Genomic DNA, 12,190 nt, shown 5'->3' with positions numbered 1-12,190 from the left:
GGCCAGAGCCACCCGTCAGAGAGGGATCAAACCCGGTTCAGCCAGGCCATATAATCGGCCACGCCTTCGGCCACCGTCTTGAACTCGCCGTCATAGCCGACCGCGCGCAAGCGGGTCAGATCTGCCTGAGTGAAGCTCTGATAGCGACCCTTGAGGTGATCCGGGAAGGGGATGTACTCGATGGCACCCTGCTGATGATGCTTGATCACCGCCTCGGCCACGTTCTGGAACGGCTCGGCACGGCCGGTGCCGCAGTTGAAGATGCCGGAGTGCTGCGGATGCTGCCAGAACCAGAGGTTCACCTTGCAGACGTCATCCACATAGATGAAGTCACGCATCTGGCCGCCGTCCGGGAAGCCGTCGCAGCCTTCGAACAACTTGGGATTGCCGCCCTGCTTCACCTGGGTATTGAGGTGGAAGGCGACGGAGGCCATGGAGCCCTTGTGCTGCTCGCGCGGACCGTAGACGTTGAAGTACTTCAGACCCACGACCTGGGAGTTGATCTCCGGCAGCCAGCGGCGCACGTACTGGTCGAACAGCTGCTTGGAATAGCCGTAGACGTTGAGCGGCTGTTCGAACTTGGGATCTTCGATGAAGTTGTCGTTGCGACCACCGTAGGTGGCGGCGGAGGAAGCGTAGATGAACGGGATTTCCCGCTCGATGCAGTAGTGGAACAGATCCTTGGAGTACTCGTAGTTGACCTCCATGATGAACTTGCCGTTCCACTCTGTGGTCGCGGAGCAGGCGCCTTCGTGGAAGATCACCTCGATGCCGCCATCCCACTCCTCAAACTCGTCACCGGAGACGATACGCGCCTGGAACTCGTCCTTATCCATGTAATCGGCAATGGTCAGGTCGACCAGGTTGACGAACTTGGTGCCATCGGTCAGGTCATCGATGACCACCACATCGGTCCGTCCTTGAGCGTTCAGCTGCTTGACCAGATTGCTGCCGATAAAGCCAGCACCGCCAGTTACTACGATCATGGAGTTTGCCTCGCGTACGTTGATGGCCACGTGTGACTGCTTGTTAAAGCTGTGTATAGTGGGCCAATTTGAAATTGCCGAAAAGTTTATCACGGGCCGCAAGGGGATTCGACCTTGATGCACAGGGCCCGGCAGAGGGATCAGTGATGAAAACCAGAGACAGGATCATTCACAGCGCCACCGAGCTGTTCAACGATCAGGGTGAACGCAACATCACCACCAACCACATTGCCGCCCATCTCGGCATCAGCCCAGGCAATCTTTATTACCACTTCCGCAATAAAGAAGACATCATCCACTCCATCTTCGATCAATACGCCCGTCACCTGAGCGAGAGTTTTACTCCCGCCCGCAGCAACGAGATCAAGCTGGCAGACCTGATGGGCTATCTGGATGCCATCTTCTATCTGATGTGGCAGTTCCGTTTCTTCTACGCGAACCTACCGGACATCCTCAGTCGCGACGAGCCGCTGCAGCAGAAGTACCTCAAGGCCCAGGAGCAACTGAGAGCCGCCGTGGTCGCCCTGCTCAGGAGCCTGCGCGAGGGGGGCATCATAGACGTCAGCGATGAGGACCTGCCGGATCTGGGCCAGACCATCAAGATGGTGGTGACCTGCTGGATCCCGTTCCAGATTGCCCAAGCCCCCAGCGCCCGCATCACCAAGCCCTTGCTTTATCAGGGCGTGTTGCGGGTGCTGTTCCTGCTGCGCCCCTATGTGCAGCCTCAGGTGGCCGCGCAGATCCGGCAACTGGAGCAACACTACCATCAACTGGCCCAACCAGCCGGGTGAGATCTGTTTCACAATTGTTGAATATCAGCACAATAATTTGAATTCATGCGCGGCGATTACAGTAAAATGTTGCCCACTGTAGTTACACCGCCGAAATAGCCAATGAGGACCGAGGATGTCTAACGGATTCTATCGTCACCTGACCGAGCAGTTGGAACAGGTCAAAGCGGAAGGCTTGTACAAGCAGGAACGCATCATCACCTCGGCCCAGCAGGCCCAGATCGCGGTAGGTGGCGAGCAGGTACTGAACTTCTGCGCCAACAACTATCTGGGGCTGGCCAACCATCCCGACCTCGTCGCCGCGGCCCATCAGGGGCTGGACAGCCACGGCTTCGGCATGGCCTCGGTGCGCTTCATCTGCGGCACTCAGGATCAACACAAGGTGCTGGAGCAGAAGCTGTCGACCTTCCTCGGCACCGAGGACAGCATCCTCTATTCCTCCTGCTTCGATGCCAACGGCGGTCTGTTCGAGACCCTGTTCGGCGCCGAAGATGCCATCATCTCCGATGCCCTCAACCACGCCTCCATCATCGACGGGGTGCGGTTGTGCAAGGCCAAGCGCTATCGCTACGCCAACAACGACATGGCCGAGCTGGAAGCCCAGCTCAAGCAAGCTGATGCCGACGGCGCCCGCTTCAAGCTGATCGCCACCGACGGGGTCTTCTCCATGGATGGGGTCATCGCCGACCTGAAATCCATCTGCGATCTGGCGGACAAGTACGATGCGCTGGTGATGGTGGATGACTCCCATGCGGTCGGTTTCATCGGCGATAACGGCCGTGGCACCCACGAATACTGCGACGTGCTGGATAGGGTCGACATCATCACCGGCACCCTGGGCAAGGCCCTCGGCGGCGCCTCCGGCGGTTACACCTCCGGCAAGAAAGAGGTGATCGACTGGCTGCGTCAGCGTTCACGCCCTTATCTGTTCTCCAACTCCCTGGCCCCCTCCATCGTCTCGGCCACCATCAAGGTGATCGACATGCTGGCGGAAGGCCACGAGCTGCGCGCCCGTCTGAAGGAGAACAGCCAGTATTTCCGCACCCGGATGAGCGCCGCCGGCTTCACCCTGGCCGGCGCCGATCACGCCATCATCCCGGTCATGCTGGGGGATGCCAAGCTGGCCTCCGAGATGGCGAGCCGCATGCTGGCGGCCGGCATCTACGTGGTGGGCTTCTCCTTCCCTGTGGTGCCCAAGGGCCAGGCCCGCATTCGCACCCAGATGTCTGCCGCCCATACCCGCGAGCAACTGGACAAGGCGATCGACGCCTTCATCCGCATCGGCCGCGAACTCGGCGTGATCTGATCACATGGCTATTTGATTAAAACGGGGGCCAAGGTTGGGCCCCATTTTATTACCCTCTGTACCCGGCGCAGCGCCGTGAGGAATCTGTCATGAAAGCACTCTCCAAACTCAAATCCGAAGTCGGCATCTGGATGACGGACGTCCCGGCTCCCGAGCTCGGCCACAACGATCTGCTGATCAAGATCCGCAAGACCGCCATCTGCGGCACCGACATGCACATCTACAACTGGGACGAGTGGGCCCAGAAGACCATCCCCGTGCCCATGGTGGTGGGTCATGAATACGTCGGTGAGGTGGTCGCCGTCGGCCAGGAAGTGCGCGGCTTCGCCGTGGGCGATCGGGTCTCCGGCGAGGGCCACATCACCTGTGGCCACTGCCGCAACTGCCGGGCCGGCCGCACCCACCTGTGCCGCAATACCATAGGGGTCGGCGTCAACCGCCCTGGCAGCTTCGCCGAATACCTGGTGATCCCGGCCTTCAACGCCTTCAAGCTGCCGGACAACATCCCCGATGAGCTGGCCGCCATCTTCGATCCCTTCGGCAACGCCGTGCACACCGCCCTCTCCTTCGATCTGGTCGGCGAGGACGTGCTCATCACAGGTGCCGGCCCCATCGGCATCATGGCCGCAGCCGTCTGCCGCCACGTCGGCGCGCGTCATGTGGTGATCACCGACGTCAATGAATACCGGCTCGAGCTGGCCCGCAAGATGGGCGCCACCCGCGCCGTCAATGTGAGCAAGGAGAAACTCGCCGACGTGATGAGCGAACTCGGCATGACCGAGGGCTTCGATGTGGGGCTGGAGATGTCCGGTGTGCCCTCCGCCTTCCAGGACATGATCGACAAGATGAACCACGGCGGCAAGATCGCCATGCTCGGCATCCCGCCCTCCACCATGGCCATCGACTGGAACAAGGTGATCTTCAAGGGGCTGTTTATCAAAGGGATCTACGGCCGCGAGATGTTCGAGACCTGGTACAAGATGGCCAGCCTCATCCAGTCAGGGCTGGATCTCAGCCCCATCATCACCCACCACTTCCATATCGATGACTTCCAGCAGGGCTTCGACGCCATGGGATCAGGCAAGTCCGGCAAGGTGATCCTCAACTGGGATAAGTGAGTCTTTTTCACTGCTGACTGAAGAAACCCGGCGAAAGCCGGGTTTCTTTTTGCGGTTGTCTGGCCTGCTACGCCTTCCGGCGCAGAAACTTTGTTCGCAGATTGCTTAACACTTCACACACAAGCGTTTAAATGCCTGTAACTATTCGGTTATAATCCCGTCGTTTTCTAGGGATAATAAGAGCCTGCTGGGAGTACATGAGCGTGTTGAAAAAACTGAGCTATTTGCTGGCTGCCGGGATCGCGGCTGCCAGTCTGTCCGGCGCCGCCCTTGCGGCAGAGAGTGCCGCCGATGAGATGTCACCGGAGGCCATCGCAGAGCGGATTGCCCCGGTCGGCCAAGTCTACACCGCCAAGGATCTGGAAGGGATTGCGACCGCGGCCGCCGCCCCTGCCGCCGCATCCTCCGGCCCCCGTGACGGCGAGACAGTGTTCAAGGGTGCCTGTTTTGCCTGTCATGACACAGGCGCGGCCGGGGCTCCGAAACGCGGGGACAAGGCGGCATGGGAACCCCGTATCGCCCAGGGCTTCGATACGCTGAAGAAACATGCCATCGAGGGCTTCACCGGCAAGGCTGGCATGATGCCCCCCAGAGGCACCTGCGCCGCCTGTAGTGATGAAGAGATCGAAAACGCCATTCACTACATGATCGACAAGCTCTAAGTACTTGAAAGGGCTTCTATTGCGGCCCTTTCAATCTGTTTACTTCCGGCTACCCTTGAAGGTAAGCATTTTCGGGAGTTTTGCATGTCTGTCCAGCCCACCACACCGCACGACTCCATGCCGCTGCTGGCGATCGTCTCCTCCATCATGGACTTCCCTGCGCCAGGCATAGCCACCCCTGCGGACTACACCAGACTGGTGCAGCAGCTGGACAGGCTCTGCCCCTTGCAGCACTTTGCCATGCTGGGGCTGGCCGATGGGGGCCTGCACTGGGTGTACGAGCACCAGCTGGCGGAGGATTTCAAGCAGCAGCTGGGGCTGGAGGAGCCCCGCCTCACCGAGCAGCTCACCCAGCTCGATGAACGCCTGGGCTGGTGCGTCCAGCCGGTCGAACACACCGAAGTCCAGTGGTTGCTGGCCCGCAGCGCCCCCGAGCATCTGTCCACCCTGCGGCTGCTGCTGGAGTGCCTGGCCAAGCGGCTGCATGAGACCCAGACCGGCGCCCAGCTGTCTGAGCTGACCTCCCCCCTGATGCGGCGCGATCCGCACTGGCAGCAGAAGATAGAAAATATCAGCCGCATCATGCGGTTGGCTCACAGCCTCCCCCCTCACGCCCTGTTCTCCCAGCTGGAGGCCGTGCTGCGCCCCATGCTGGCCATCCGCGACATGCTGCTGGTCCGCCTCGACAACCTGCGGATGGAGAAGCTCTACCCGACGCAGCTCCCCTATGATGACGAGGTCATCAGGGCGCTGTGTCACAGCACCAACAACGTCGAGCGGCACGAGGGCGAGCTGTACTGGTACAGCCTGCCGCTGCGCCAGCAGCAGCAATATTTTGCCCACCTCCTCATCAGCACCCCCCAGGCGCTGGAAACCGACGATCGGCTGTTCCTCGACTTCCTGCGCAACCAGCTGACCCTGTTGCTGGAGCTGAAGCGGGTCAGGCAACAGCTGGATGAGCTCAACTCGGAGGAGTCCATCAATCTGCGGCTGCAGCAGCTGCGCCAGACCAACCTGCGGTTGCAGAAGCAGCTCAAGCAACATCAGGAGCTGGAGCGGCGGCTGCAGTTCAACGCGCTGCACGATCCGCTGACCCAGCTGCCGAACCGGGCCCTGCTGATGAACCACCTCCATCACGCCATCACCCGCTATCGCCGCTATCTGACCCCCGCCTTCACCCTGATCTTCATCGATGTGGATCACTTCAAGCAGGTCAACGACGCCCTGGGCCACAGCGCGGGGGATCAGCTGCTGCAGGAGCTGAGCAAGCGGCTGCAGAGCTGCATCCGGCAGAACGACATGGTGGCCAGGCTGGGGGGAGACGAGTTCGTCATCTATCTGGATAACAGCCAGCAGGAGGAGGACATCAGCCCGGTGCTCAACCGCCTCCTCGGCCGCATCGCCCACCCGTTCCGGTTGCAGGGCAATGAGCTGACCATCACCGTCAGCCTGGGGGTGGCCAGCGTGACGGAGCAGACCACGGACATCAGCGAGCTGCTGCACCAGGCCGATCTCGCCATGTATCAGGCCAAGCGCAACGGCCGCAGCCGCATCGTCAGTTATTCCGAGGCCTGTGCAGAGCACGCCGGCTCGCCGGAGGAGATGCTGACCCGGGCCTTGCGGGAGGGGCGGATAGTGCCCTACTTCCAGCCGGTGATCCGGCTCGAGGACAGTCGCCTGACCGGGCTGGAGGTGATGGCGCGCTGGATAACGGAGGAGGGGGAACTCAAGGATGCCTTCGATTTCATCCCGCTGGCCGAGCAGTGCGGCCTCATCCAGGAGCTGGATCAGCAGATCCTCAGGCGGACCTGCCAGCAACTGAAGGACTGGTTGCCGGTCTCGGGCCAGAGCCGCTTCAAAATCGCCCTCAACCTCTCCGGCAAGCACCTGGCCAGCCGCGAGCAGCTCATGCGACTGGTCAACATCATGGAGGAGGAGGGGGTATTGCCGAGTTACTTCATCTTCGAATTCAACGAGCGGGAGCTGTCCAGGCAGAACTCCGACTCCCTTACCTCATTGCACGAGCTGAGGGCCAAGGGGATCCAGATCAGCCTGGATGACTTCGGCACCGGCTTCTCCTCCCTCAACGCCCTGTTCCATTTCCCGGTGGACTACATCAAGGTGGATGACAGCTTCACCCACCGCATGCTGAACTCCCCCAAGGATCTGGCGCTGATCCGCGCCATGCGGGACATCTGCCAGGATCTGGACTTCACCCTGGTGGTCGAGGGCATCGAAAACCAGCAACAGCTGCAGAAGCTGATCGATCTCGGCTGCACCATGGGACAGGGACGCTACATCTCCCCACCCCTGCCAGGAGCCGACATCACCCCGCTGCTGAGCCAAGCCAGCGCGGGTTAACGCCGGCTCAATCCTTCTTGAATAGGGCCCGCAGGTTAGCTACCCCGACCTGCCCCTTCTGCTGACGCTCCTCGGCGGTCACCTTCTTCTGATTCTCCCACTCCAGATCGTCCTGAGGCAGCTCCAGCAGGAAGCGGCTCGGCTCGGGCCGCACCGACTCGCCGTATTGGCGTCGCTCCTTGCAGAGGGTGAAGGTGAGCTCGGTCTGGGCCCGGGTGATGCCCACATAAGCGAGGCGCCGCTCCTCCTCCACGTTGTCTTCATCGATGCTGGTCTGGTGTGGCAACAAGCCCTCCTCCATGCCTACCATGTAGACATAGGGGAACTCCAGCCCCTTGGAGGCGTGCAGCGTCATCAGCTGCACCTGATCCGCATCATCCTCCCCCTCGTTGCGCTCCATCATGTCACGCAGGGTGAGGCGAGTGACCACCTGGTTGAGCGTCATGGCCTCCTCCAGTTCGTCCCCCTCCAGCATCTCGGTGATCCAGCGATAGAGGGTGGAGACGTTCTGCATCCGCATCTCGGCCGCCTTGGGGCTCGGCGAGGTCTCGTAGAGCCACTCCTCGTAGTGGATCTCCTTGATCATGTCCCGCACCGCCTCCACCGGATTGCCGCGCTGCGCCTGATCGCCGAGCCGCACCAGCCAGTTGCTGAAGGCCTGCAGGGCCACCAGACCACGGCCTGAGAGGGATTGCTCCAGCCCCAGCTCGAAGCTGGCGGCAAACAGGCTCTTGCCGCGCTGGTTCGCGTACTGGCCCAGTTTTTCGAGGGTGGTGGGACCAATCTCCCGGCGCGGCAGGTTGACCACCCGCAGGAAGGCGGTGTCCTCGTCCGGATTCACCAGTAGCTTGAGGTAGGCCATGATGTCCTTGATCTCGGTGCGGGAGAAGAAGGAGGTGCCGCCCGAGATGCGATAGGGGATGCGGTTGGTCATCAGCGCCTTCTCGAAGATGCGCGACTGATGGTTGCCCCGGTAGAGGATGGCGTAATCCTTGAACCGGGTGCGATTCATGAACTTGTGACCCATCAACTCGGCGGCGATGCGCTCCGCCTCGTGCTCCTCGTTCTTGGCAAACAGCACCTTGACCGGTACCCCGTAGTCGAGCTCGGAGAACAGCGCCTTGTCGAACACATGGGGGTTGTTGGCGATCAGGATGTTGGCGCATTTCAGGATGCGCCCCTTGGAGCGATAGTTCTGCTCCAGCTTGATGAGCTTGAGGCTGGGGAAGTCCTCGTTCAGCAGCACCAGGTTCTGGGGCCTGGCACCGCGCCAGGAGTAGATGGACTGGTCATCGTCCCCCACCACGGTGAAGCGGGCCCGCTCGCCGACGATCTGCTTCACCAGCTCGTACTGGCTGGTGTTGGTGTCCTGATACTCGTCGACCAGCAGGTAGCGGATCTTGTTCTGCCAGCGGGTGCGCACCTCCTCGTTGCTTTTCAGCAGCAGGGTCGGCATTACGATGAGATCGTCGAAATCCAGCGCGTTGTAGGCCACCATCTGGCGATGATAACGCTCGTAGAGCTGGGCCATCAGCACCTCTTCCGGCCCCTTGGCGATGCGCATGGCACGCGCCGGCAGGATGAGATCGTTCTTCCAGTTGGAGATCTGGCTGATCAGGGCCGACAGCTTGTCCTTGTCGTTGTCGAGCTCGGCCTCGGTCAGCTCTTTGAGCAGCGCCAGCTGGTCGGTGTCGTCGAACAGGGAGAAGTTCGCCTTGAGATTCAGGCTCTTGTGCTCGCGACGAATGATGTCGAGCCCCAGGGTGTGGAAGGTGGAGACCATCAGCCCCCGCGCCTCCTTGCGGCCCAGGGTCTGGCCGACCCGCTCCTTCATCTCCCGCGCCGCCTTGTTGGTGAAGGTGACCGCCGCTATGTTGCGCGCGTTATAGCCGCACTGCTGCACCAGGTAGGCGATCTTGTTGGTGATGACGCGGGTCTTGCCCGATCCGGCACCCGCCAGCACCAGGCAAGGGCCGGAGACAAACTTGACCGCTTCATTCTGATTGGGGTTGAGCTTCATGGGCCGGATCTCTTGGCTTATGATGAGGGGCGGCATTGTAACAGAGATCGCCGGGACAGCCGAAGCCGGACACAGGGCCCGCCACTTCGCCTTGTGTTTGGGCGCCATTTTCAGGATCATGGCCGACTTTTCCAGATGATGATGAGGGGAGCATGAACCAGCAACAGCACGCCCGATTGCGCAGCCAGTTTCCGGCCTTGGCGCAGGAGGTCAATGGCCATCCCCTGGTCTATCTGGATAACGCCGCCACCACCCAGAAGCCCCTGGCGGTGCTGGACGTCATCGCCCATTACTACCGGGCCGATAATGCCAACGTACACCGCGCCGCCCATGCCCTGAGCGGCCGTGCCACCCGCGCCTTCGAGGCCGCCCGCGAGACCACGGCCCGCTTCATCAATGCGCCTAATGGCTGCGAGATCATCTGGACCCGCGGCACCACGGAGGCGATCAACCTGGTGGCCCAGAGCTGGGGCTCAAGCGAGCTGAAGGCCGGGGATGAGATAGTCCTCAGCACCCTGGAGCATCACGCCAACATAGTGCCCTGGCAGCTGATCGCCCAGCGCACCGGCGCCATCATTCGCGTCATTCCGCTGGATGAGCGCGGGGACCTCGATCTCGACGCTTACCATAAACTGCTGGGGCCGCGTACCCGGCTGGTCAGCGTCGCCCATGTCTCCAATGCCCTCGGCACCGTCAATCCGGTGGGCCAGATAGTGGCGGCCGCCAAGGCGGTCGGCGCCCTGACCCTGATCGATGGCGCCCAGGCAGTGGCCCACCTCGAGGTGGATGTGCAGGCCATCGGCTGCGACTTCTATGCCTTCTCCGGTCATAAACTCTATGGCCCGACCGGGATCGGCGTGCTCTGGGGCAGGACCGAGTTGCTGGCGCGGATGCCCCCCTGGCAGGCGGGCGGCGAGATGATCGATAAGGTCAGCTTCGCGGGCACCAGCTTCAATGCCCTGCCGTTCAAGTTTGAGGCGGGCACCCCCCATATCGTCGGGGCCATCGGTCTGGCCGCCGCCATCGACTTCATCACACAACAAGACAGAGCCGCCCTGGTGCGCCACGAGCAGGCACTCACCGACTATCTGGTGGCCGGCTTGCGCCAGGTGCCGGGCCTGCGCCTGGTCGGCGAACCCAGGCAGCGCGCCGGTGCCGTCTCCTTCCTGCTGGACGACATCCACCCGCAAGATGCCGCTACCCTGCTCGACATGCAGGGCATAGCGCTGCGGGTCGGCCATCACTGCGCCATGCCTCTTATGGAGAGCCTTGGTATCAGCGGCACGATGCGGGCCTCATTGGCCTGCTACAACAATCGAGACGACGTGGATGCCCTTCTGGCGGCCCTGCACAGACTGGAAGATTTCTTTTAAGGCATGACGGACATGAATACTCTCAAAAGCTATACCCCCATCGGCCGGGAGCCGAACGCCGATAACCTACGCCAGCAGTTTGCCGCCGCCAACGGCTGGGAGAACCAGTACCGGCTCATCATCCAGCTCGGCAAGTTGCTGCCCGCGCTGCCGGCCGAGTGGCAGCAGGAGGAGTTTCGCCTCAAGGGATGCGAGAGCCAGGCCTGGCTGAAGGCGGAGCAAAGTGAGGACGGTTGCTGGCACTTTGCCTGTGACTCCGACGCCCGCATCGTGCGTGGCCTCATCGTCATCGTGCTGGCTGCACTCAATCACCAGCCCGCCAAAACCATTCAGACCTTTGATATGGAAGCCTATTTCACCGAGCTGGGGCTGGAGAAACACCTGAGCCCGTCACGGGGTAACGGGCTCAGGGCGATCGTGCTGGCAATTCGGGCTCAGGCCTCCGCCTGATCCCCGGCCACCGGCGGCTGCGACCTATCCTCGCTACTGTCCATGAGGGCGGCACGCTCAGCCCTCGCACCCCGCTCGGCAATCTTCTTCAATACCCGGGAAGCGGCGACCAGACCAAAGGTCGCCGTCACCGGTGTCACGGCCCCGAAACCGGAGGCACAATCCATCTTCATATTGCCATCGCTGGCCGCCTTGGCCTGGCAGGTGCCGCCCTGGCCATCGGGGTAACTCAGCTGCTCGGTTGAGAACACACACTCCACCCCGAATTTGCGGGCCGGATTCTTGCTGAAGTTGTGCAGCCGGCGCAGATCCGAGCGCACCTTGGCCGCCAGCGGATCCTGAATGGTCTTGGCCAGATCGGCCACGGTGATCTGGGTAGGGTCCATCTGACCGCCGGCACCGCCGGCCACGATCACCGGGATCTTGTTGCGCTTGCAGAAGGCTATCAGCGCCACCTTGGCCTTGACCGAATCGATGGCATCCACCACATAGTCAAACTCCCGCTTGATATGCTCGGCCAAGTTGTCGGCCGTAACGAAGTCATCCACCTCGATCACGGTGCAATCCGGGTTGATGGCACGGATGCGCTCGGCCATGACTTCGGTTTTGAGGCGGCCGACCGTGCCCTGCATGGCGTGGATCTGGCGATTGGTGTTGGTGATGCAGATGTCGTCCATGTCGATCAGGGTGATCTCGTTGATACCGGCCCGGGCCAGCGCCTCCGCCGCCCATGAGCCAACCCCGCCGATCCCCACCACACAGACCCTGGCCTGGCTGAAGGAGCCGAGTGCGCGCTGACCATAAAGACGGGCAATGCCCCCGAATCGCTGTAGATATTCTGCTTTCATACCACCACCTTGCTTGAGGGCGGCCATTATAGCGGCAACGATGGTCAACGGCGATCATCAGATGAGAGAGTGTTGATACAGAAGATGGAATGAGAAGGGGTAACAGTAGGGTTTGGCGGATGTCTGACATGAAAAAAAGCCCAGTCTGTCGACTGGGCTTCTTAATCATTGGCGGAGCGGACGGGACTCGAACCCGCGACCCCCGGCGTGACAGGCCGGTATTCTAACCAACTGAACTACCGCTCCGCAATTTGGCTAGCTTCTGCTAAATCGTC

10 protein-coding genes and 1 tRNA gene are annotated in these 12,190 nt (G+C 61.4%); 7 read left to right on the top strand and 4 right to left on the bottom strand.

Annotated features, from left to right (window positions below; all coding sequences use genetic code 11):
- Nucleotides 1-26: 26 nt before the first annotated feature.
- Nucleotides 27-986 (bottom strand): ADP-glyceromanno-heptose 6-epimerase, encoded by a 960-nt coding sequence (gene rfaD / locus AACW18_RS02370; protein WP_042655051.1) that lies wholly within the window; start codon nt 984-986, stop codon nt 27-29.
- Between the two features lie 146 nt (nt 987-1,132).
- Between rfaD and AACW18_RS02365 the strand changes: the two genes are divergently transcribed.
- From AACW18_RS02365 to AACW18_RS02345, 5 genes are all read left to right on the top strand, one after another.
- A complete protein-coding gene (locus AACW18_RS02365) occupies nt 1,133-1,777 on the top strand; it encodes a TetR/AcrR family transcriptional regulator (protein ID WP_218390050.1) in 645 nt (214 codons plus the stop codon).
- 115 nt (nt 1,778-1,892) lie between these two features.
- Nucleotides 1,893-3,083 carry a glycine C-acetyltransferase gene (locus tag AACW18_RS02360; protein ID WP_218390049.1) on the top strand — a complete coding sequence of 397 codons (1,191 nt, stop codon included), beginning with the start codon at nt 1,893-1,895 and terminating at the stop codon, nt 3,081-3,083.
- Between the two features lie 89 nt (nt 3,084-3,172).
- Nucleotides 3,173-4,201, top strand: a complete 1,029-nt coding sequence (tdh, locus tag AACW18_RS02355) for an L-threonine 3-dehydrogenase (protein ID WP_042655024.1) — start codon at nt 3,173-3,175, stop codon at nt 4,199-4,201.
- Between the two features lie 197 nt (nt 4,202-4,398).
- A complete protein-coding gene (locus AACW18_RS02350) occupies nt 4,399-4,863 on the top strand; it encodes a c-type cytochrome (protein WP_042655023.1) in 465 nt (154 codons plus the stop codon).
- Nucleotides 4,864-4,947: 84 nt separating this feature from the next.
- On the top strand, nt 4,948-7,224 hold the full coding sequence (locus AACW18_RS02345) for a putative bifunctional diguanylate cyclase/phosphodiesterase (RefSeq protein WP_218390048.1): 2,277 nt from the start codon (nt 4,948-4,950) through the stop codon (nt 7,222-7,224).
- A gap of 7 nt (nt 7,225-7,231) precedes the next feature.
- On the opposite strand, the gene rep is transcribed toward AACW18_RS02345, so the two are convergent.
- Nucleotides 7,232-9,244 (bottom strand): DNA helicase Rep, encoded by a 2,013-nt coding sequence (gene rep / locus AACW18_RS02340; RefSeq protein WP_218390047.1) that lies wholly within the window; start codon nt 9,242-9,244, stop codon nt 7,232-7,234.
- A gap of 152 nt (nt 9,245-9,396) precedes the next feature.
- Between rep and AACW18_RS02335 the strand changes: the two genes are divergently transcribed.
- Together AACW18_RS02335 and AACW18_RS02330 are read left to right on the top strand one after the other, a co-directional pair.
- The gene (locus tag AACW18_RS02335; protein WP_218390046.1) at nt 9,397-10,617 is read left to right on the top strand and encodes an aminotransferase class V-fold PLP-dependent enzyme; all 1,221 of its coding nucleotides are present in this window, start codon (nt 9,397-9,399) and stop codon (nt 10,615-10,617) included.
- Between the two features lie 12 nt (nt 10,618-10,629).
- A complete protein-coding gene (locus AACW18_RS02330; protein ID WP_218390045.1) occupies nt 10,630-11,067 on the top strand; it encodes a SufE family protein in 438 nt (145 codons plus the stop codon).
- Here AACW18_RS02330 and tcdA read toward each other — a convergent pair.
- A complete protein-coding gene (gene tcdA, locus AACW18_RS02325; protein WP_042655050.1) occupies nt 11,052-11,915 on the bottom strand; it encodes a tRNA cyclic N6-threonylcarbamoyladenosine(37) synthase TcdA in 864 nt (287 codons plus the stop codon). The two genes, AACW18_RS02330 and tcdA, sit on opposite strands and share 16 nt — an antisense overlap.
- Before the next feature lie 169 nt (nt 11,916-12,084).
- Nucleotides 12,085-12,161 (bottom strand) — tRNA-Asp (locus tag AACW18_RS02320).
- Nucleotides 12,162-12,190 lie beyond the last annotated feature (29 nt).

The sequence above is a fragment of the Aeromonas sp. sia0103 genome, assembly GCF_963895295.1.
Lineage (GTDB): Bacteria > Pseudomonadota > Gammaproteobacteria > Enterobacterales > Aeromonadaceae > Aeromonas > Aeromonas encheleia.
Note: the sequence above shows the minus strand (reverse complement) of the source record. Positions and strands in the feature narration are given on the sequence as shown.